The sequence below is a fragment of the Candidatus Sororendozoicomonas aggregata genome (genome assembly GCF_031528575.1).
GTDB lineage: Bacteria > Pseudomonadota > Gammaproteobacteria > Pseudomonadales > Endozoicomonadaceae > Endonucleibacter > Endonucleibacter aggregata.
The window spans coordinates 37448-58520 of the sequence record NZ_JAVLSP010000004.1 but is presented as its reverse complement, the minus strand read 5'-3'; the positions used below and the strand labels follow the sequence as shown (position 1 = coordinate 58520).

The 21073-nt window shown below is 46.1% G+C and carries 19 protein-coding genes and 1 tRNA gene; 7 read left to right on the top strand and 13 right to left on the bottom strand.

Annotated elements, in window-relative coordinates; genetic code table 11:
* Nucleotides 1–72: 72 nt before the first annotated feature.
* Nucleotides 73–789: a hypothetical protein gene (locus tag V4C51_RS01465; RefSeq protein ID WP_330924344.1), complete on the top strand. Its 717-nt coding sequence runs from the start codon at nt 73–75 to the stop codon at nt 787–789.
* Nucleotides 790–910: 121 nt separating this feature from the next.
* Nucleotides 911–1627: a hypothetical protein gene (locus tag V4C51_RS01460; RefSeq protein ID WP_330924343.1), complete on the top strand. Its 717-nt coding sequence runs from the start codon at nt 911–913 to the stop codon at nt 1625–1627.
* Between the two features lie 29 nt (nt 1628–1656).
* On the opposite strand, the gene V4C51_RS01455 is transcribed toward V4C51_RS01460, so the two are convergent.
* The 5 genes from V4C51_RS01455 to V4C51_RS01435 all read right to left on the bottom strand — a co-directional run bounded on the left by V4C51_RS01455 (nt 1657) and on the right by V4C51_RS01435 (nt 6606).
* On the bottom strand, nt 1657–2070 hold the full coding sequence (locus V4C51_RS01455) for a FliO/MopB family protein (protein WP_330924342.1): 414 nt from the start codon (nt 2068–2070) through the stop codon (nt 1657–1659).
* Nucleotides 2071–2255: 185 nt separating this feature from the next.
* Complete coding sequence (gene ribH / locus V4C51_RS01450; RefSeq protein ID WP_330924341.1) at nt 2256–2777, bottom strand: 6,7-dimethyl-8-ribityllumazine synthase; 522 nt, start codon at nt 2775–2777, stop codon at nt 2256–2258.
* A 255-nt stretch (nt 2778–3032) separates the two neighbouring features.
* Entirely contained in the window at nt 3033–3539 is a 507-nt protein-coding gene (gene folK / locus V4C51_RS01445) for a 2-amino-4-hydroxy-6-hydroxymethyldihydropteridine diphosphokinase (RefSeq protein ID WP_330924340.1), read from the bottom strand.
* Nucleotides 3536–5053, bottom strand: coding sequence for a polynucleotide adenylyltransferase PcnB (gene pcnB / locus V4C51_RS01440; RefSeq protein WP_330924339.1), 1518 nt, complete (start codon nt 5051–5053; stop codon nt 3536–3538). Before pcnB ends, folK begins: the two co-directional genes overlap by 4 nt.
* A gap of 269 nt (nt 5054–5322) precedes the next feature.
* Nucleotides 5323–6606 carry a retropepsin-like aspartic protease gene (locus V4C51_RS01435; RefSeq protein ID WP_330924338.1) on the bottom strand — a complete coding sequence of 428 codons (1284 nt, stop codon included), beginning with the start codon at nt 6604–6606 and terminating at the stop codon, nt 5323–5325.
* Between the two features lie 36 nt (nt 6607–6642).
* On the opposite strand from V4C51_RS01435, the gene V4C51_RS01430 reads away from it, so the two are divergent.
* Nucleotides 6643–6719: transfer RNA gene (locus V4C51_RS01430), tRNA-Ile, on the top strand.
* 144 nt (nt 6720–6863) lie between these two features.
* Here the strand turns inward: V4C51_RS01430 and V4C51_RS01425 are convergent.
* The 3 genes from V4C51_RS01425 to V4C51_RS01415 form a co-directional block, all read right to left on the bottom strand.
* On the bottom strand, nt 6864–7016 hold the full coding sequence (locus tag V4C51_RS01425) for a hypothetical protein (RefSeq protein WP_330924337.1): 153 nt from the start codon (nt 7014–7016) through the stop codon (nt 6864–6866).
* A gap of 131 nt (nt 7017–7147) precedes the next feature.
* Complete coding sequence (locus V4C51_RS01420; protein WP_330924336.1) at nt 7148–8086, bottom strand: AEC family transporter; 939 nt, start codon at nt 8084–8086, stop codon at nt 7148–7150.
* A 175-nt stretch (nt 8087–8261) separates the two neighbouring features.
* Nucleotides 8262–9029 carry a hypothetical protein gene (locus V4C51_RS01415; protein WP_330924335.1) on the bottom strand — a complete coding sequence of 256 codons (768 nt, stop codon included), beginning with the start codon at nt 9027–9029 and terminating at the stop codon, nt 8262–8264.
* Between the two features lie 315 nt (nt 9030–9344).
* Here V4C51_RS01415 and V4C51_RS01410 point away from each other — a divergent pair, with 315 nt between their 5' ends.
* Nucleotides 9345–10628 (top strand): DEAD/DEAH box helicase, encoded by a 1284-nt coding sequence (locus tag V4C51_RS01410; protein ID WP_330924334.1) that lies wholly within the window; start codon nt 9345–9347, stop codon nt 10626–10628.
* A 103-nt stretch (nt 10629–10731) separates the two neighbouring features.
* Here the strand turns inward: V4C51_RS01410 and V4C51_RS01405 are convergent, their stop codons facing one another.
* The 4 genes from V4C51_RS01405 to V4C51_RS01390 all read right to left on the bottom strand — a co-directional run bounded on the left by V4C51_RS01405 (nt 10732) and on the right by V4C51_RS01390 (nt 16737).
* Nucleotides 10732–11346, bottom strand: coding sequence for a carbonic anhydrase (locus V4C51_RS01405; protein ID WP_330924333.1), 615 nt, complete (start codon nt 11344–11346; stop codon nt 10732–10734).
* Nucleotides 11347–12203: 857 nt separating this feature from the next.
* Nucleotides 12204–12635 (bottom strand): H-NS family histone-like protein, encoded by a 432-nt coding sequence (locus tag V4C51_RS01400; protein WP_330924332.1) that lies wholly within the window; start codon nt 12633–12635, stop codon nt 12204–12206.
* Nucleotides 12636–13401: 766 nt separating this feature from the next.
* Nucleotides 13402–14679 (bottom strand): YeaH/YhbH family protein, encoded by a 1278-nt coding sequence (locus V4C51_RS01395; protein WP_330924331.1) that lies wholly within the window; start codon nt 14677–14679, stop codon nt 13402–13404.
* A 135-nt stretch (nt 14680–14814) separates the two neighbouring features.
* Nucleotides 14815–16737: a PrkA family serine protein kinase gene (locus V4C51_RS01390; protein ID WP_330924330.1), complete on the bottom strand. Its 1923-nt coding sequence runs from the start codon at nt 16735–16737 to the stop codon at nt 14815–14817.
* A gap of 329 nt (nt 16738–17066) precedes the next feature.
* Between V4C51_RS01390 and V4C51_RS01385 the strand changes: the two genes are divergently transcribed.
* Nucleotides 17067–17288, top strand: a complete 222-nt coding sequence (locus tag V4C51_RS01385; RefSeq protein WP_330924329.1) for a hypothetical protein — start codon at nt 17067–17069, stop codon at nt 17286–17288.
* Nucleotides 17289–17478: 190 nt separating this feature from the next.
* Here V4C51_RS01385 and V4C51_RS01380 read toward each other — a convergent pair whose 3' ends face one another.
* Nucleotides 17479–17790: a YhbY family RNA-binding protein gene (locus V4C51_RS01380; protein ID WP_330924328.1), complete on the bottom strand. Its 312-nt coding sequence runs from the start codon at nt 17788–17790 to the stop codon at nt 17479–17481.
* Between the two features lie 570 nt (nt 17791–18360).
* Between V4C51_RS01380 and rlmE the strand changes: the two genes are divergently transcribed.
* A complete protein-coding gene (gene rlmE, locus V4C51_RS01375) occupies nt 18361–18981 on the top strand; it encodes a 23S rRNA (uridine(2552)-2'-O)-methyltransferase RlmE (RefSeq protein ID WP_330924327.1) in 621 nt (206 codons plus the stop codon).
* Between the two features lie 155 nt (nt 18982–19136).
* On the top strand, nt 19137–21068 hold the full coding sequence (gene ftsH / locus V4C51_RS01370; protein WP_330924365.1) for an ATP-dependent zinc metalloprotease FtsH: 1932 nt from the start codon (nt 19137–19139) through the stop codon (nt 21066–21068).
* The last annotated feature ends 5 nt before the right edge of the window (nt 21069–21073 follow it).

Here is a 21073-nt window from a genome sequence, read left to right as displayed (position 1 = left end):
AAAGAAGGGCAAAACGCCCAAATCTGCCCATACTCAAAAGTAATACTGTACAGCTGTTGGAGGAGGGTTCTTGTGCCTCTCGATAATTCCGTCACCTCGCCCCGTAACCATACATCGCTTGTGCGTTCCAAGTCTGTTCACCGGTTAAACAGCGCAACCACCCATGCAACCAGCATCGCACAGGCTGCCCTGAGGTTTGCCAGGTATCATACACGTTTTGGCGCTTGCAACCTGGGGGCAGGCCATGTAAACCCGGTAAAGCCATGGACGCCATACTTTTCACCAGCAAACGCGAGGTTACTGTGTGAAATACGACAACAAACCGCTAGAGCAACAGACTTATGCAGTTACATCAGTATCATTATGAAAGGGGGGGTTGGTAACTGTGGTGAACAGGCTTGTCTGGTTCATTTTTATCTGCATTCTCTGCCGGAGAATCCACCAGTGTGCTATATGGTTAAGCTATCGCCTGACGATCACACGTTTGTTGTTCTACACCAGCATCCCGATGAACAAGGTCTGTTCCCCAAGAATTTTAGCGACTGGGATGAGGATGCCGTGGTTATTGATGCCTGGGCCGGCATCTGTGTAGCAGCCAGACACTACCCTGATATCTGGCGCATGACCCTTGATACCATGGGCGCTGTAGGTATTGAACTTGACACTTTTGTTTCTGAAGATGGCAAAGAAGGTAAAAGAAAATTCAAATGGCTGGAGGCCAATGATCCCTTTTGGCGACAAATACTGGACGTGAATGAAAAATATCAGCTCGGCAAGCAACCAAAGTGATTCAGGTTCCGTTGGCCTATAATTTGTATAAACGTTATCGTTAATGGGCCAAAGAAGGGCAAAATGCTCAAGCTGCCTGTACTCAAAAGTAATGCTGCATAGCTGTTGAAGGAGGGTTCTTGTGCCTCTCGATAATTCCGCCATCTCACCCCGTAACCATACACCGCTTGTGCGTTCAAAGTCTGTTCACCGGTTAAACAGTACGAACACCCATGCAACCAGCATCGCACAGGCTGCCCTGAGGTTTGCCAAGTATCACATGCGTCGTGGCGCTGGTAACCTGGGGGCAGGCCATGTAAACCCAGTAAAATCATGGACGCCATGCTTTTCATCAGAAAACGCGACGTTACTTGATAAAGTACGACAACAAACCGCTAAAGCAACAAACTTGTCCAATCTAATCAGATTCATTATGAAAGGGGGGGTTGGTAACTGTGGCGAACAGTCTTGTCTGGTTTATTTTTATCTGAATTATCTGCAGGATAATCCACCAGTGTGCTATATGGTCAAGCTATCGCCTGACGATCACACGTTTGTTGTGCTGCACCAGCATCCCGATGAACAAGGTCTGTTCCCCAAGAATTTTAGCGACTGGGATGAGGATGCCGTGGTTATTGATGCCTGGGCCGGCATCTGTGTAGCAGCCAGACACTACCCTGATATCTGGCGCATGACCCTTGATACCATGGGCGCTGTAGGTATTGAACTTGACACCATTGTTTCTAAAAATAACAAAGAAGGCACAGAAGAATTCAAATGGCTGGTGGCTAATGATCCCTTTTGGCGACAAATGCTGGACGTGAATGAAAAATATCAGCTCGGCAAGCAACCAAAGTGAAATAACCCCCATAAATACGATGATGGGTGTTATCCCTTTTTGTTTTTATCCCCTGCCAGTAACTGGTTGAACCGCTCAGACAACGCTGATGGTGTCTGGCTGTCAGGGTTTTCTGTTACCGGTTCGTTAAACGTGGCAATATGAGACACCTGATGACTAGTGACGCCTACCAGAATATCTTTATTACTGATACGTACCAGGCAGAGCCGTGCCTGGTTTGATACCGGTGTTACTGATAACAGGGTAATATCCTTTCCCGTACAACGCTGCGATGGGTGAATCTTTTTCACCATCCATGTCAGCAGAAAAATCAGTGCGATGACCAGCAGTAAAGGCATTAACATCTGACCAATACTGATATCTGAGAGTGTCTCCGCAGGCTTGTCATCAGTAGCAAAGGCCGGGAAACTCAAAAAGACAGGTAGCGCGTTCCATGCTTTCATAGGGCAAGTCCTTTTATTGTCTGTTCAGGTTACTGCAATCCGCCGCAAGAGAAAACGGCCCGCTGCTTTTCAGAGCAACTGCCAGACGTTAGCCGCCTGGGAGCCTGTCGGATTTATGCTTTCTCGCGCTTTCTCGCACTTTCTCGCGCTTTCTCGCGCTTTCTGGATTTTAGGCCGAAATTGTCTTAAGTGCGACCGGCTCCTGGTGGGGAGCTGGATTTTTTCGGCGCGACCCCGCGCCACCAGTGCAGCAACTCTGAGGCCGCGTAGACCGCTTCAACGCCTTTGTTCTGGTTATTGTCACCGGAACGTTTATGGGCATCTTCAATGGACTTAACACCGATCACCTCATTAATAATGGGCTTACCAAACTGACGGGTGATCTCGCTCAGCCCATTGACTACCGTAAAAAGTACGCTTTCGTCATGGGATGTAATACCCTCAAGCACTACACCAAAGGCAATGACAGTGTCGAGTTCAGGGTCCGCTTCAAACAAGACCCTGGCCGCAAAGGGTATTTCCAGTGAGCCAGGTACCCGATGTACCGTAATGTTTTCAGGCTTGACATCAATGGCCAGCAACTCTTTATGGGCCCGGTCTATCATCGCTTCGATACAGTCACTGTGCCAGCGAGCGCCAATAATGGCTACTTTGGCCTCAGGGATCTTATGAAATTCGCCAGGGATTTTCGGTAAACCTGCACCCATGGTGTTCCTCCTTAGGTCTTTTACTGATTAATCAGCCAGTGTCCACAAACTTCGGCTGTTTTCATCCCGCCTTGTGGGGAAAAACTGTCGCGTTATCAACGTCTGGCTCTCAAATAAACGACTGGCAACGGTGACTTAAGTGGCCGTAGCGAGAAAGGATCGGATTAAGGCAATTTGACGCTATTTAACGAGAATCAGCATAAAATAAACCAGTCCAGCTTGTTTGCGCTCGGTGGTAATAAACACAACAGGCGGCTAAAACCACGGCCAGTGCTCAGCAATCACATCCAGTCCTTCAAAGGGTACGTTATCCAACAATGTCGCCAGTCGGCCCTTATTGGGCACCGTAAGATCCGGGGCGATATCATTGAGTGGATAAAGCACAAACGCACGCCCATGCATTTGCTCATGGGGTACAGTCAGTCGTTCACTGTGAACCTGCTGATCCCCATACAATAAAATATCCAGATCCAGTGTTCGTGGTCCCCAGCGAACTGACCGTTGACGACCGTGATGGTTTTCAATCGTTTGCAGGGTATCGAGCAAAGGCTCTGGTTGTAAGGATGTTGTGATGGAAATCACGGCATTGCAGTAATCTGGCTGACCTTCAGGACCCACAGGGTCGCTGCGGTAGAGTCTGGAGCAGCTTAGTAATCGCATACTGTCTGATGAGTCAATGTCATCCACTGCCCTTTGCAATTGCAGCGCTGGCTTTTCCAGATTACTCCCAAGGGCAATAAACGCTGTGATATCAGACATCATACATCCTGATCAGGTGAGTGAGTGGTAACATCGCCTGCTGTTTCAGACTTGCGCTGCTTACGCCCTTTGTTTTTGTTGCCCGCTTTTGATGAAGGGCTACTGCGTAATGCCAGGATTATCTGTTGAAGATCTTCATCACTGGCCTCCTGGGCCGCTGTCCACCATTGGCTGACATTCTCACGTTTTTCACCGGATTTTTCGCGGAGTAACAGAAGGTTGTAAGCGGCCCTGAAACGCTGGTGTTCTAATAAACTCTTAACCAACCTGGGCTGGCGACGCTCAAGGCGGGTCTGTAGCTCCCAGATTTCACGAATCACCAGTACAAACCGTTTCGGTATGGCAGTGTGAGCTGCCTGATTGTTCAGTACCAGGGTCGATGCTTTTTGTAGCGCTATCATAGGAGGAATACCCTGACTTTTTAACTCAAGAACCTGTTGCTGTAAAGGGTGCCATAACAAGACCGCAAACAAAAAGGCAGGGGTTACCGGTTGGTTATTTCGAACGCGTTTATCGGTGCTTTCCAGGGCATGATAGACCAATTCCTCAAACGGAAGATCATCACTCTCAAGGCTATGATAAGTGGCCGGGAACAAAGGCTTCAGCAGGCCATATTCCCAAAGCTTGTCAAAAGTATCCACACCGTTGCCAGAATGAAGGAGCTTTAAGGCTTCATCAAACAATCGAGCCGGGGGAATATCCTGCAACAGGTGGGCGAATGTTTTAATGGGCGCCCGCGTTGCTTCTGCCATAGTGAACTTCAGCTTAGCGGCAAAGCGGATGGCCCTTAACATCCGTACCGGGTCTTCCCGATACCGCTTCAGGGGATCGCCAATCAGCCGGAGTGTCCGCTGTTCAATATCAGCCACTCCGTTGCAATAATCGACCACGGAGAAATTTTGCGACTCGTAGTAAAGCGCGTTGATGGTAAAGTCACGGCGCAGCGCGTCTTCTTCCATAGAGCCGTAGACATTATCGCGTAGTATGCGGCCGGAGTCCGCATGGCGTGAAGAGTCTGATGCTGGCTTATTCGCGTCATGACTGGCCCTGAAAGTGGCGACCTCGATGGTTTCTCGGACAAACAGGATATGCGCCAGCTTAAAACGGCGCCCAATCACCCGGGCGTTTTTAAAAAGCTTGCGAACTTCTTCAGGGGTGGCACTGGTAGCAATATCAAAGTCTTTTGGGGTAATGCCCAGATAAAGGTCACGAATACACCCGCCCACCAGAAATGCTTCATAGCCCGCGTTATTAAGGCGATGGAGTACCTTAAGGGCATTCTTGCTCATATTCCTGCGGGAAATGGTGTGTTTATCGCGGGGGATAATAGGGCTACCTGTTACTGTATCAGATATATTCAGGGGGTGGCTCCCCTTTATTGACAGGGTTGCTTCAGGTAATGCCGTTTGTGGCGAGTTGGATTGTGTGACTGTTTGCCGTCGTATATACCTGAGGACAAACCCGGAAATCAGAATAATGATAAGCACATACAGCGAAATGCTTAGCCAGTCTTGCATGTAGTTTTCTATGTCCAGTGGTCTGATAATAACATACTGCCCAAAGTGGGTAGCCTATTGATGAGCATGACACTCAAGCCTCCTATGGAGCCTGTCGGACTTATGCTTTCGAGCATAAAATTCAGTAGGGCGAGTCAGAATTTTCGATCAATTTGTGCGAATAGTTGACCTATTTAAGCAAATTGATCGGAAATTCTGGCCGCGCTTTCTCGCGCTTTCTGGATTTTAGGCCGAAATTGTCTTAAGTCCGACAGGCTCCTATGATAGCACTACCTGGGAATAAGCATAAGAGCCTTTCGATCCTGATCGATCTGAAACATAAAGCGGTTCAGTATGTTCATTCCCAGCAACCCCTGAGCAGGCTCATTGCCACCTATTTCCAGCTCTGCGACTTCCAGATTATTGAGAACAAAAGCACCTATCTGGAGGGTTTTCAATCTATAAATAGGCGCGAAACGGATACCATTGGCGGTTTTGAGTTCAGTGTGACCGGATCTTGCTGCCAGCTTCAAGCCCTTGAGTTTTTGTAACAGTGCAGGAGGCAGAGTCGTTAATGTAGCACCCGTATCAATCAGCAGCGCAGCGGTTACCTTATCACCAATCATCACGTTTGCCATGAAATGCGCGCCTGATGGGGTTAATGGGACACTGCCGGTTGGCAGGGTTTCAGGTTCATCAAAATCGTCCATGGTAGCCACAGTGAAATCAGCCAGCAACGCGGTTGCTACCTTGCCGAAAACAGGGTCATCTGTGAGTTGTTCGAGTTCCCGGGCGGCATCGTTTGCCAGGCTGGCAGCCAGGTAGATTTCTGCCAGGTGATAGCGGTAAAGACTGTAATGGGGGAACCTGTGAACAAGCCTCTGAAACAGCGGCAATAAACTGGCAAGGTCATTATTTTTTTTGTGGTTGCTGATCAGCTGCCGGGCCAGATGTTGTGTGGTTCTTTTAAAGAATTCAGTACTGCTACCCCGGCGGGTCAAGGGTTCTGCCATCATGCACACTTCCAGGGCTGAATGTATTTCACCCTGGCTGATTAACATTTCTACCTGCATTTTTAGCAATGAACTGTCTTGGTAGTAGTGTTGCGTAAAGCGCTCCAGTGCCTGAATACTTTTCTCACTTTCACCGTTGTTTCGCCATTGCTCCAGAAGCGTGATCAGCGAATGCCTGAGTGCCTGCTGGGTGCTTGCGTCGCTATTGTTGTGTTGTTGAAACAGCGTAATGGCATCATCAAAGCGCCTATCTTCCAGTAAAGCCAGCAGCTCTTTGGTAGCAGGGGGCTGTCTGTAAACGGGTGGTTCCACAAAAGCAGTAGGAGTGATGACCGCAAGCGCGCCATCATTTACAGGCTTAAGAAAAGTTGAACCATGGTACTTATTAGAAGGAGCATAGTTGTCACGTAGCCACCATCCTGCTGAAGCGCCCACTGTCAATATGAGAATGGCTGTACCAAATTTATAAACTGTTGTCAGATCTTCACCTGTAGAGTTGTCGATGGTTGTCACGTTGTAGAGGATAGACAAACTGATACGTGTATACAAAACACTTGGCATATTTCTGTAATTCTGCGTATAATCGCCGTCTCTAAAGGGCCTATAGCTCAGTTGGTTAGAGCAGTGGACTCATAATCCATTGGTCGGAGGTTCGAGTCCTCCTGGGCCCACCAGAAAAAAGCCTTGAAAAAAAGCACTTGCAGATGTACTGAAGTGCTTTTTTTGTGCCTGGAATTTTGCATCTCCCGCTTCAGGGACAACTTTACCCTCTGCTTTCTGAAACCACTTTTCATGGCAGGACTAGCCTGCCATAACATCTATATATCCTCTTCTTCCAATGTTTCCTCCAGTCTTTTTAGCTGAGCAGCATGCTCCTTGAGGTACTGACTTAAAGCCCTAAGCTCATTCAATCCCGTTTCAATAGCAAGAATCAAACGAATCAAAGGAAACGAATCAAAGAAACGAATCAAAGGACACCCATAAATTTATCCTTAACTTTTATATGGCTAAAATTATGGGTGTCCTAGATTTCTCTACTAGATTTCTGGCCTTATTCATGAATAACTGTGTGAATTCAGCCCCCTGATAAAGCTTATTTCAGTTAAATATAGTTAAAAGTTACCGTATAAAAATAAAGAAGAATTGATAAAGTTAAAATCGAAAGTATTGTTTGAGTGCTAATAATTAAGCTCATGGATTGATAATCTCCCCCCATATTTTGAGTCATAGCCGTGGCGTTTGATGAACATGGGGAACCGGCATATATCATACAAACCAAAATTAAAATGGGATCAAACTTCATTAAACTGAGCGTAATTACAACAATTAAAGGCAATATAATTAATTTGATTAATGAGCACCAGAGTATGCCTGACATATTCTTTTTAAAAGTCCCTAAATCCAGGGAGGCGCCTACAGATATAAGGCTTAAAGCTAAAGATGCCTGCCCTATGTAGTTGAGGGTACTGTTTATCCAGGAAACACTGAGTATAACAGGATAAATTGTCGACAAATAATTTATAGCAAGCCCCAGCAAGCAAGAGAACACAAGGGGATTAAGCAAAGTTGATATAAAAGATTCATAAATACCCATTTTGTTTTTGGAATAATGGTTTAAAATGAATACGCTCACCACATTTGTAGTCATAACCAAAAATGCCGTAATCAGTGAGATAAAAGGCATAACATTACTATCTGTATACAGCAATGTTATGACTATAAAAACATAGCTATTATACCTCACTGAACCTTGAATAAAAGCAACCCAGAATCGTTCACTTTTAAATAACGGTTTTAAACCCCATATCCCAAGCATTAACAAAAGAACGATAATAATCAACACAGGAATAAATGAAATATCAATTTCTGAATAATCTGCTTTTGTTATAGAAAAAACCATCAAGCAAGGGAACATTACATAATAGATAAGTCTATTAATTGATGCCCAAAAACTATCTTCTGTTATTATCTTTTTCTTGCAGAAAACCCCAATAAAAAGAAGACAGATTATTGGCATGATGGAATTGAATACACTTAACATTTTTTTCTCTTACTGATAGTAATAAAAAGGAAGCTTGAAAGTCTCCTTTATTAAAGTAGTCTCAGGCTCCTAGTGGGGAATATCAGCACAGTATTTAGGACCTTTTGATCTAAATAGAAATCTGTCAATTTCCTTTGCTGAATGACTGATTTTTTGTCGTGCATGCAAGACTTCTCTATTGCTCAAACACAATAAAAGTCCCGGTTTTACCGTAACTGGATAAGGGTTCAACTTTTTTACAGGCTAACCTCAAACTTTCAAGAAGTATTTTGTTTTCTGGAATGTCAGAAAACATTCTTTCACCAATATTGGACTCTACTCTAAAATCAATATTGTAATAATTTTTATTCCCTTTTTTTTCTACTAAACTTCTATCTCTTTTAAGCAACCGCCCATTAACATTCTTTCCAGAAAGATAAGAGAATTTCATATCGAGAATTTTTTCCTTTAAATCTTTAGGTAGTTTCTCTATTATTGCTTCAATATCATAAATTTTTGTTGAGCTACTTGTTTTGTCTTTTAATATAGTCAAAGATAAAAGATCTGTATCAATATTTTCATAAAGATCATCTGAGTGTGGCGATATATCACCATAACCATTTCCCCACTCCGAAACACCAATACCAGTATCCTTTGGATAGATAAACTTATGGTTTTCATAAGGGTATCTTATATCATCTAAATTAGAAAGGTACCTCGATACTGCTTCATGTATCAAAAAACATACTTTTTTATCAGTAGACTTGAATAATCCGTGAATGATCACTGACTTTACGGAAGTTCCCACCTTATATAGAGAATCCACAACCTCAGAAGGAAGTGATTCTTTTAAAAAAACGGCAATTATAAGTGGATCAAAAAAACCATCCCTTATATGGCTGGAAACATAACTGTCAATATCATCAGTTAATTTATTACTACAAATATACTGCAAGTGATACATTTTATAGTTAACCCTAACTAATTTAGTTTTATAATCAAAGCAAGCGATAATAAAGCCCGTTTATTATAAATTTCTCATTAAGAAAATCCATACGTATAACTTCTTGCTTGTATTATTAAAAACTCCTTTGTAAGCAAAAACAGTTGAATAAATCGGCTCAGTTGCCACCACTGCTCATAGCCCTCCCACGCTTCCCTTTCCGGGGGAAAGACGGCCCCACTGAGCCGTGACGTGCTGACGAAGTTCCTGTAAGCTGGTCAGTCCCAGACAGTGGCCTGCCCGTGGCGCTGTTCCAATTGCAGGAGAGTCACAACGATGGATTTCGCGTCCCTCGGCTTATCAGCCCCGCTCCTTAAAGCCGTTGCGGAGCAAGGCTACAACACACCAACACCCGTTCAGCAACAAGCCATTCCTGCCATTATCAAAGGGCAGGATGTGATGGCCGCTGCCCAAACAGGCACAGGGAAAACCGCCGGATTTACCCTTCCTGTTCTGGAAAGACTGTCGGAAAAAGCAAGCGCCAGGTCAAACAGTGTCCGGGCATTGGTGCTGACGCCCACCAGAGAGCTGGCAGCGCAGGTGGGTGAAAGTGCAAAACGCTATGGTTGCAAGCTGCCCTTACGCACTGCTGTGGTGTTCGGCGGCGTCAAAATCAACCCACAGATGATGACACTTCGCAAAGGCGCGGATATTCTTGTGGCCACCCCCGGGCGATTGCTGGATCTATTCAGCCAGAATGCTGTTCACTTCAAGCAACTGGAAATACTGGTACTGGATGAAGCCGATCGCATGCTGGATATGGGTTTTATCCATGATATCCGCAAAATCCTGGCACTACTGCCCAAGCGTCGGCAAAACCTGCTGTTCTCTGCCACTTTCTCTGATCCTATCCGCTCCCTGGCCAAAGGGCTGGTGCATAACCCCACTGAAATTTCGGTGAGCCCACGCAATGCCACGGCAAAAACGGTCAAACAGTGGATTGTCCCGGTGGATAAAAAGCAGAAGCCTGCTTTGCTAACCCAGCTGGTTATTGAACATAACTGGCACCAGGTGCTGGTCTTCACCCGAACCAAACACGGAGCCAATCGGTTAACTCGCCACCTTGAAGAAAAAGGACTGAGGGCAGCCGCTATTCACGGGAATAAAAGCCAGGGCGCACGCACGCGAGCACTGTCTGAGTTTAAACAGGGCGCGACCCGCATTCTTGTTGCGACGGATATAGCAGCGCGAGGGCTGGATATTGACCAATTGCCTCAAGTCGTTAACTTTGACCTGCCCAATGTGCCTGAAGATTATGTCCATCGTATTGGTCGCACCGGACGGGCCGGCAGCCAAGGTCAAGCCATTTCCCTGGTCAGTGCCGATGAGTTCAGGCAACTGTCAGATATTGAACGGTTAACTAAACAACTACTGACCCGCAGACTGGTTGACGGGTTCGAGCCTGTGCATGATCTGCCAGCCTCCAGCCTGACCCCCAGACGACAGCGCTTTGACAAACCTAAAAAACCCAAGCCGGAGCATCGGGATGGTCAACGATCAAAACAAGCCAGGCTTGAAGGAGGTAAGCGGGTTCGACAAAACATTAAAGGGCTGATTTAAGCGCTGCACTTTCTCGCGCTTCCTCGCGCTTTCTGGATTTCAGGCCGAAATTGTCTTAAGTCCCACAGGCTCCCATGGCATTGACCGGAGTGGTCAGGAAAGGCTAACCTGGCAAAAAGGTGACCTTACCGGTGTCCAGTGAGTATTCCGCGCCAACAATCACCAGCCCTTTTTTTTCCGTCAGGCGCTCCAGTATCTCGGAACCATGGCGGAGCTGATTGACAGAAGCTAAGATGTTGGCCCGCACAGCAAGTCGCATGACCTCTTCAGGCGGTTTATCACCACCGGCTTCAACGACACTGCTAACGGTCGGTTGAATGCGCCTGACGATAGAAAGCAGGTTTTCAGAGACGTTGCTGTCTGTCTGTTTCAGCGCATCAAGGGTTGCTTTAACCGCCCCGCATTTTGAGTGGCCCAGCACAACCACCAGCTGCGTTTTAAATGCTTCCACGGCGAATTCGACACTACCAATTTGCGAGGGTGCCACAATATTACCGGCAATTCGAATCACGAACAGGTCGCCGAGCCCCTGGTCAAACACAATTTCAGCCGGTACACGGGAATCAGAACACCCCAGAATAATCGCAAACGGTGCCTGACCTTCCACAAGATTCTGGCGGCGGTCGTTATTGCTTAAACGGTCAAGACTGACAACATTGGAGGCAAAACGCTGATTGCCCGCTTTCAGGCGTTCAAGGGCTTCCTTTGCTGAAATCATTGTGGAAAAAACCTCCTGGCAGTCTGTGATGTTTGAACCTGAATTCAGCAGTTGATCACTGTTAACTTGCTAGGAGCCTGACCGAGAATAGCGCCTGTAGCGAGGATTACGAGAAATTGAGGATAAAAATTTCTGCTTCTGGGGAGAATAGCGGGGCTATTTGATGAAGAAGCAGGAATTTTTAGACCAATTTATCGCAACCGCAGTAGCGCAGTCTATTCTCGGACAGGCTCCTAGAAGCCTTATTCCTTATGGAAACACGGCATTCAACGGCTGAATTCAGACTGAACTATGGAAAAATACTATAAACCATCAATCAATAAACAGACAGTGAATCGTAGCAATTGATGAGATAGCGCTGGAAAGGCAACCCCTGTATACCGACCTCGACCCGATAAACTCAGTGGCACCATTGTCAACGGGGAAGCTTGCCTCACTTTTCCATATCACTTTTCCATAAAAAGCACTGACACGTCCAACCACGCCAAGGGGGAACATATGAAATTGATAAGCTTGTCATCAACAAAAACAGCACCCCGAAGGAAGCGTAAACGAATAATGTCAATGGCCTGTTCTAACTATCATAATGATCATGTAGTCAATCGCGGCAACCACCACAATCATTAGCAGCAATCCCTGGCGTTAGAAACGTCCACTGTCTTACAGGCTTTTAAGGTATTGTCCTACTCACTGGCAAGACTCAATAATTCAACCTTGTATTTGATGGTACATGGTGAGTGCGGATTATAAGGGTTACCTTGTTTTGATTTAGATTGTGGTTAATCACTCTCTGCCTGGATCGGTAACCCTTGTTCTTTTGAAGAAACGTCAGATCAAGTCTGAAAAACTGTAATTAATTAGATATCATCAGTACTTTCTATGACACAGTCCATTCTTTTTTTGCCGGTTCGCTCAAGGTAAAACTGAAACTCCTGAGGAAGACGCCCGGTTGTTGCACCTTGCCAGGTGGTAGTATCTCCGCTGGTTGTTTGATACTCAAATGTGTATTTCTGTATTTTTCTACGACGCTTGTCTGACAGGTTGTCACCTAAATTCAGATCACCCATTGACACGCCGCTATCCGCCATGATCTGTTTAATAGCCTCAATACTATCATTCTTAGCTTGTCGTTGTTTTTCTTCCAGATCCCGTTCTTTTTGTTTTTCCGACAGAACATCTTTCATTCGAGAAAGGATTTTTTCTAATTCGGGATTTTGAGTATCTTTAAACAGCTGGCGGATTCTGGTTTTACTGCTTAAGCGCTCTAGGAGTTCTTCAAACGTATTCACTGATATAGCCTCAAGTGTGCTGTGATTGCATTTTATGGAAAGCAAATAGGGATAAATTCGCTTTTTATTTATACAGCATGCATGAAAATGATGGAATAGATAAAACAACATTCACATAAAAGTACAGGCATACTGATCAAACAAAATACGGGTTACCCGAATGTCTGTTTATGCGGCTTTTTTCAGCTAGGAGCCTGTCGGACTTATGCTTTCGAGCATAAAATTCAGTAGGGCGAGTCAGAATTTTCGATCAATTTGCGCGAATAGTTGACCTATTTAAGCAAATTGATCGGAAATTCTGGCCGCGCTTTCTGGATTTTAGGCCGAAATTGTCTTAAGTCCGACAGGCTTCTAGATTGCCCCCAGTATGCTTCCCGTCTCGATCGATAACTGGAGCCAAACGCCTGAGGATTTCTATCCGCTGGGTATGACAGCCACTCATCCAAAGTTCAGGAGTCGTTTATATTACTTTATCGTGTACCAAAAAGCGAGTGGGCAACGCCTATTGCCAGCCCTATTTGAGCAAAATCATGAAAAGAATTCACTGCTATAATGCTGCAGCGTGAATTCAGCAGTTGAATACCGTTTTCTCCCTAAAGAATAAGGCTCCCGGCACGTTAAAGGTGATCAACTGCTGAATTCAAGTCGTGTATCATTCCATTACTCTATGCTTTTGCAGGACACGGTTATGGTCAAGTATCTAAACACCTGATTTTTTGCCTTTTTGCCCTTGCTAAAGTATCAGCATCCATCGCTAAAATCATGCTCATTGGGTTTCTTTTTTCTCAAACAGACGACGAAACACCGGGTATATGTCATCAGGCGTTTTAATTTGCTGCATAGCAAAACTTTCCGCAAATTGATCAGCTACGGTCTGGTATTCTCGCCATAAGTTTTGGTGAGCCCGGTCAGTGATTTCCACATAGGAAAAATACTGGACTTTAGGCATGATGCTTTGAGTAAGAATTTTTGTGCAGACACTTGAATCGCCTTCCCAGTTATCGCCATCAGAAGCCTGAGCAACATAGATATTCCAGTCAGCAGGACTATAGCGATTATCAATGACATCCCGTGTCATCTCCAGCGCACTGGAGACAATGGTGCCACCTGTTTCCCGAGAGTAAAAGAAGTCATCTTCAGTTACCTCTTTTGCGGCTGTGTGGTGACGAATAAACACAACTTCTATCTGTTTGTAGCTGCGTTGCAAAAACAGGTAAAGCAAAATAAAAAACCGTTTAGCCATATCCTTGATTTCCTGTGTCATGGAGCCTGACACATCCATTACACAAAACATCACTGCCTTGTTGCTTGGAGAAGGCACTTTGATGAGGTTATTATATTTCAAGTCAAAATCATCGATAAACGGCAGTTTTTTGAGTTTGGTGTTCAGTGCTTTTATCTGCTCTCGCAATGCCACGATTTTTTCCTGTTCGGCTTCGTCAGGGCTGACCTCCATCTCCCTGAGTTCTTTTTTCAGTGCCCGGACATCTTTTCGGTCTTTTCCTGAGAGAGCTATACGACGAGCATATGCCGACCGTAGAGATCGCACCACATTCAGGCGATCAGGTGAGCCATCATTATTAAACCCCGCCTGTTTATATTTGAATTCTGTTGCATCTTGCAGCTGCTTTCTGACGAGATTGGGCAGTTCGAGGTTATCGAACATGTATTCAAGAAATTCTTCGTGATTGATCTGAAAGGAAAATTCATCCATTCCCTCTCCCTGATTGCTGGCTTTTCCCGCGCCTTTTCCAGAACCCTTACCACCACTTGGGCGTTTGATACGATCCCCCTCGACAAAATCCTTGTTACCAGGGTGAACCTGTTCATAATGCCCGCCCTGACCGTGCCTGAAAAAAGGTTCAGTCAAATCTTTACGGGGAATGGTGACTTCACTGCCAGATTCAACATCAGTGATCGAGCGCTTATTAACAGCTTCTGATACGGCTTTTTTGATATGCCTGCGATATCTGTCCAGAAAACGCTGACGATTAACTGTACTTTTATTTTTACCGTTAAGGCGGCGATCGATAATGATACTCATTGTGTACGTTCCCTGTCGTAGCTTTTTCTCTTGGCAGAGAGTCTGGGCGGACCCGCTAAGGAGCCTGTCGGACTTATGCGATTGTCTTAAGTCCGATCGGGCTCCTAAGACCCACCTGGCAAATCTCCTTTTGCCTTATTGCGACTTTCTCACTCGAATATACCATTCAGCCAACAACCGAACTTGCTTTTTGGTATATCCCCGATCCATCATACGTTTTATAAATTCATTGTGCTTGCGCTGATCTTCATTGTTACCTTTAACATTAAATGAGATGACCGGCAGCAAGTCTTCTGTATTGGAAAACATTTTTTTCTCAATAACGGTACGCATTTTCTCGTAACTCAGCCAGTTGGGATTTCTGCCTTCATTTCCGGCCCTGGCGCGTAAGACAAAGTTAACGACCTCGTTACGGAAATCCTTGGGATTAGCGATGCTGGCTGTTTTTTCAACTTTTTCCAGCTCATCATTGATGGATACCCGATCCAGAATATCACCGGTGTCAGGGTCTCGATATTCCTGATCCTGAATCCAGAAATCCGCATAGGTAATATAGCGGTCAAAGATATTCTGGCCGTATTCCGAGTATGACTCCAAAAAGGCTGTTTGAATCTCTTTACCAAGACTTTCGATGTATTTAGGAGCAAGGAATTCTTTTACATAGCGCAGGTAGCGATCTTGGGTTTCTTTCGGGAACTGGTGTTGTTCAATCTGATGCTCAAGAACGTATAATAAATGAACAGGGTTTGCGGCGACTTCTGTTGGATCAAAGTTGAACACTTTTGAGAGGATCTTGAAGGCAAAGCGTGTAGAAAGCCCATCCATCCCCTCATCAACGCCTGCCTCATCCTTATATTCCTGAAGCGGCCTGGCATTTGGGTCGGTATCTTTCAGGTTTTCACCATCATAGACGCGCATTTTTGAAAACACATTAGAATTTTCAGGCTCTTTGATGCGTGACAAAACTGAAAATTTAGCCAGCATATCGAGCGTCTCAGGCGCGCAAGGACTGTTTTTCAGTGAACTGTTCACCAGTAGCTTATTGTAGATCTCAACTTCTTCCGTGATCCGAGTGCAATAAGGTACCTTAACAATATTGACCCGATCGATAAAGGCTTCGTTCGTCTTGTTGTTTTTGAAGCTATGCCACTCTGATTCATTAGAGTGCGCCAGAATAACACCGTCAAATGGGATAGCTCCCATACCTTCTGTACTGTTGTAGTTGCCTTCCTGAGTGGCGGTAAGTAACGGGTGTAATACCTTGATGGGGGCCTTGAACATTTCAACAAATTCCATCAAGCCCTGATTTGCCCGACATAATGCACCTGAAAAACTGTAGGCATCGGGATCATTTTGTGAGTACTCTTCCAGTTGCCGGATATCAACTTTGCCCACCAGGCTGGAAATATCCTGATTATTTTCATCACCCGGCTCTGTTTTGGCGATGGCCGTTTGCTTGAGGACATTCGGGTAGATTTTGATGACTTTGAATTTGCTGATATCACCCCCCATTTCATTGAGGCGCTTCACTGCCCATGGAGACATAATGCCTTTTAAATAGCGGTGGGGAATACCGTATTCCTGTTCAAGAATCTGAGCATCTTCCTCGGGGTTAAAAAGGCCAAGGGGAGATTCAAACACAGGTGAGCCTTTAATGGCATAGAAAGGGACTGTTTCCATTAATGCCTTGAGCCGCTCTGCCAGAGAGGACTTGCCACCCCCAACGGGACCGAGTAAATAAAGAATTTGTTTTTTTTCTTCCAGCCCCTGAGCTGAATGCCTGAAATAGGCGACAATCTGCTCAACAGCCTCTTCCATGCCATAAAATTCTTTAAACGCCGGGTACCGCTTAATCAGTTTGTTAGAGAAAATACGACTCAGCCGAGGATCGGATGACGTGTCAATGACGTCAGGCTCACCAATGGCTGTCAGCATCCGCTCAGCCGCATTAGCATAAGTCGTGGGATCTTGTTTGCAGAGATTCAGGTACTCCTGAATCGATAGCTCTTCCAGTTGTTTAGATTGATAGCGCGCCAGATAACCGTTGAAAATATCCATGCTTCTCTCACCCCGTATGGTACTTTTGCAGAACAGCGGCTGTTAATTTGTCGTTGCTGTTACTGCCCAATTGTCACGCCCGAACCCCTGTGTGCTCTTTTGGCAGTGCTCATGGTCTGATCAGCGCTTCCCTGTTTATTGGTATTGTTATGGAAAGCGCTTAGGGGCAAAGGAAGCTGATCAGAAAGATGCCACCGCACGTCCAGCGCTTAAAACGTCAGTAGTCAGGCTTTTAGCACCCGGACACCCTATGCGTTGGAAAAATGCCGCGCTCCATGAATTTATAATGTGAGGTTTTGACCACTTCTGCAACTGTTGCATGAGTTTTGTTGTACAAAAGAGTGATGGGCGAGGACAACTATGGAGCTCTGTGCGGTAGCAATACAGTCGTTATTGTCGTACAGGAGGAAATCTGTCACGAAGTTATACAAATAATTTCTTCTAACTACCGTAATGATTATGACAATCTGAACGTCAACAGTCGTATTAAAAGTAGTGCTGATACTGCAGTCTGCGATAAACGGGTTCAAAAAGCCGGTTTTGTGGGTTAAATAGCAAGCTATTGCCACTCAATACCGACTTTACCGACTTTTAAGATCGCTTCTCAGAACAAGGCGAAATGACAGGTAAAACTCTCTGTTTTTCAAGCTGGAAAAATTCCATGATATCATCATCGGTCTGTGGAACAGTCAACTCAAACCTGGCATTGATAAGTTCAGCTCACTATCTGCTTTGTGGTTTTCAAGATGAAGGGCGAGTCAAATTGGATAACAGCTCGTTGCGCTCCCTGGCAGGCTTGTAAATCAGCGCAACGTGACCAATTGTCTGGACAAGCTCAGCCTCGGTCTGCTCACAAAAGGACACGATCAGCTGTCGCTTCACTTCACGGTCACCTACAGCAAATTTAACCTTGATTAACTCATGATCATTCAGCGCGCGCAGAGCTTCCTTGACAACCCCCTCCGTCAGCCCTTTGTCTGCTACGGTAACCACGGGCTTTAAACCATGGCCGATAGTACGGAACGCTTTCTTTTTGGCAGCATTCAGTGGCATATTGATGTGTCCTGTTAAAAAATAAAACGTGCGATTTTACGGGCTATATCAACAGGTGTATAGCGGTGATTCCCTTATTTTGTCACTATTGCCAGGAGCCTGACCGAGAATAGCGCCCGTAGCGAGGATTACGAGAAATTGAGGATAAAAATTTCTGCTTCTGAGGATAATAGTGGGGCTATTTGACGAAGAAGCAGGAATTTTTAGACCAATTTATCGCAACCGCAGTAGGGTAGTCTATTCTCGGACAGGCTCCTAGGTAGCTCGAATTCTTCAGGTTTGTACAAAGGCTATGAAAACTCTACAATCGTTTATTCACAAATTATGCGCCGTTTTTTTCAGGGGTGATTCAATAGCCTGACCTTGGTTGTCGGGTTGTACCAATGGCCTTTTAACTACCGTAAGGGCCAGCAAGCTGGAAGTCAGAACAGTAGAAATAACCAGTAAAGCCTTCTACTGCCGGGCGTCTCAACGCATCGCTGGTGTTCATATTTCGGCGTAAAGCGGGGTTGGAACGGGCCATTGGTTGTGTATTGCATTATGGATCACCTTTTATGAATACAGGGTATTATGGCAAGATCGAAAAGCAGTGGTCAGTGGCTCAGGGAGCATTTTAACGATCCGTATGTAAAAAAGTCCCAGAAAGATGGATGGCGCTCTCGTGCCAGCTATAAACTGCTGGAAATCCAGAACAAAGACCGGGTGTTCCGATCTGGCATGAAAGTGTTGGACTTAGGTGCCGCTCCCGGTGGTTGGTCACAGGTGGCAGTGAAGCAAGTGGGGGATTCAGGGCGCGTTGTGGCCTCCGATATTTTGTCCATGGACCCCATCGCTGGTGTGGACTTTATTCAGGGCGACTTTACTGAAGAAGCTTCGCTGAAGGGTATTCTTAACACAATCGGCGCGACACAGGTAGACCTTGTAATTTCAGATATGGCCCCCAATATGAGTGGTAGACCCTCTGTTGATCAGCCAAAATCCATGTACCTTGCGGAGCTGGCGCTGGATATGGCACGTCAGGTGCTTTGTAAAAATGGCGCGTTTCTGACTAAAGTGTTTCACGGTGAAGGTTTTGACGCTTACCTGAAAGATGCTCGCTCATCCTTTGGCAAAGTGCAGACTCGTAAGCCTGATGCTTCCCGTGCCCGCTCTCGGGAAGTTTATCTATTGGCTCGCGATTTTAAAGCATAGCGTGTTGTTTTGGATTTCTCGCGCACACTCGTTCATTCGTGTATGGTTACGAATGAATATGACACCTATAACGATAGCCAGGTTTTACGTAACACATCTATGAACGATATTCATTGGCTCAGAAAGACTCTAGAGAGGGTAGCCCCTTGAACGATATGGCAAAAAATCTGATTCTCTGGGTCATCATTGCCTTCGTGCTTTTGACCGTGTTTAACAATTTTGACGGAATGCAGACATCCACGCAAAAGGTGAGCTATTCCGAGTTTGTAAATATGGTCGAAAACCGCCAAGTCGACAAAGTGGTGATCGATGGCTTTACCATCACAGGGTTGCAAAGTAACAGTGAACGCTTTGAAACCAATATCCCACCCGCTGTGCCCGATAATCAGCTTATGAATGAGCTGCTCCGTGGCAATGTGCAGGTCGACTCCAAGCCCATTGAAAAGCAAAGTATCTGGACGCAGCTGTTAGTCGCGAGCTTTCCGATTCTGGTAATCCTCGCGGTTTTTATGTTCTTTATGCGCCAAATGCAAGGCGGCAGTGGTGGCCGGGGTGGGCCTATGAGCTTTGGCAAAAGCAAGGCACGCCTGCTACCGGAAGATCAGATCAAGACCACTTTTGCTGATGTTGCCGGTGTCGAAGAAGCCAAAGAAGATGTTCAGGAGTTGGTGGACTTTCTGAAAGACCCGGGCAAGTTTCAGCGCCTTGGTGGCCGTATTCCCCGTGGCGTGCTGATGGTAGGCCCTCCCGGTACCGGTAAAACCCTGATCGCCAAAGCCATTGCCGGTGAGGCAAAAGTACCCTTCTTTACCATTTCCGGTTCCGACTTTGTTGAAATGTTTGTGGGTGTAGGCGCTTCTCGTGTCCGTGATATGTTCGAGCAGGCCAAAAAGCAGGCACCTTGTATTATCTTTATCGATGAGATTGATGCCGTGGGGCGTCATCGTGGTGCCGGAATGGGAGGGGGACATGACGAACGTGAGCAAACCCTGAATCAGCTACTGGTTGAAATGGATGGTTTTGAAGGCAACGACGGTATCATTGTTATTGCCGCGACTAACCGTCCTGATGTGCTTGACCCAGCCCTTTTGCGCCCTGGCCGTTTTGACCGCCAGGTGGTTGTGGGCTTGCCCGATATTCGCGGTCGTGAACAAATTGTGAAGGTTCACATGCGCAAGGTGCCAGTCTCTGATAATGTGCAGCCCGATGTCATTGCCCGTGGCACACCCGGCTTCTCCGGTGCTGATCTGGCGAACCTGGTGAACGAAGCGGCCTTGTTCGCGGCACGTGCCAACAAACGTACTGTTGATATGAAAGAGTTTGAGCTGGCTAAGGATAAAATCATGATGGGCGCTGAACGTAAGTCAATGGTGATGAGCGACAAGGAAAAAAGCAATACCGCCTACCACGAGGCGGGTCACGCCATTGTTGGCCGCATTGTGCCAGATCATGACCCTGTTTATAAGGTGAGCATTATTCCACGGGGCCGAGCGCTGGGCGTGACTATGTTCCTGCCCGAAGAAGACCGCTACAGCCAAAGTAAACAAGCCCTGCACAGCCAGATCTGCTCCCTCTTTGGTGGTCGTATCGCCGAAGAGATGACCCTCGGCAAAGGGGGGGTCACTACGGGCGCGTCTAACGATATTCAGCGCGCCAGCCAGATTGCCCGCAGCATGGTCACCAAGTGGGGACTGTCAGATAAACTGGGTCCTTTGATGTACGATGAAGAGGAAGGTGAAGTCTTTCTGGGCAAAAGCTACGGCAGTTCTAAAATGAATGTGTCCGGTGAGACGGCGAAACTCATCGATGAAGAAGTGCGTAATATCATTGATGACTGCTATCAGACAGCCGAGAAAATCCTGCATGATCATCGTGACAAACTGGATCTGATGGCAGAGGCATTGATTCAGTACGAAACCATTGATGTTGATCAGATTGACGACATTATGGCGGGCAAAAAGCCCCGACCACCGAAAGACTGGGGGGACGACGACCAAGGTGGCACTAAACCTCAGCCAACACAGTCCAACCCCGTGGACGTGAAAAAAGATGAGAAACCCATTGGCGGGCCTGCGGGCGAAGTTTAACCGGG

Bases quoted from the DNA above. Each gene is read 5' to 3' on its own strand.
- V4C51_RS01455 (WP_330924342.1), bottom strand. From the start codon at position 2,070: ATGAAAGCATGGAACGCGCTACCTGTCTTTTTGAGTTTCCCGGCCTTT.
- ribH (WP_330924341.1), bottom strand. From the start codon at position 2,777: ATGGGTGCAGGTTTACCGAAAATCCCTGGCGAATTTCATAAGATCCCT.
- folK (WP_330924340.1), bottom strand. From the start codon at position 3,539: ATGATGTCTGATATCACAGCGTTTATTGCCCTTGGGAGTAATCTGGAA.
- pcnB (WP_330924339.1), bottom strand. From the start codon at position 5,053: ATGCAAGACTGGCTAAGCATTTCGCTGTATGTGCTTATCATTATTCTG.
- V4C51_RS01435 (WP_330924338.1), bottom strand. From the start codon at position 6,606: ATGCCAAGTGTTTTGTATACACGTATCAGTTTGTCTATCCTCTACAAC.
- V4C51_RS01420 (WP_330924336.1), bottom strand. From the start codon at position 8,086: ATGTTAAGTGTATTCAATTCCATCATGCCAATAATCTGTCTTCTTTTT.
- V4C51_RS01415 (WP_330924335.1), bottom strand. From the start codon at position 9,029: ATGTATCACTTGCAGTATATTTGTAGTAATAAATTAACTGATGATATT.
- V4C51_RS01410 (WP_330924334.1), top strand. From the start codon at position 9,345: ATGGATTTCGCGTCCCTCGGCTTATCAGCCCCGCTCCTTAAAGCCGTT.
- V4C51_RS01405 (WP_330924333.1), bottom strand. From the start codon at position 11,346: ATGATTTCAGCAAAGGAAGCCCTTGAACGCCTGAAAGCGGGCAATCAG.
- V4C51_RS01395 (WP_330924331.1), bottom strand. From the start codon at position 14,679: ATGAGTATCATTATCGATCGCCGCCTTAACGGTAAAAATAAAAGTACA.
- V4C51_RS01390 (WP_330924330.1), bottom strand. From the start codon at position 16,737: ATGGATATTTTCAACGGTTATCTGGCGCGCTATCAATCTAAACAACTG.
- V4C51_RS01380 (WP_330924328.1), bottom strand. From the start codon at position 17,790: ATGCCACTGAATGCTGCCAAAAAGAAAGCGTTCCGTACTATCGGCCAT.
- rlmE (WP_330924327.1), top strand. From the start codon at position 18,361: ATGGCAAGATCGAAAAGCAGTGGTCAGTGGCTCAGGGAGCATTTTAAC.
- ftsH (WP_330924365.1), top strand. From the start codon at position 19,137: ATGGCAAAAAATCTGATTCTCTGGGTCATCATTGCCTTCGTGCTTTTG.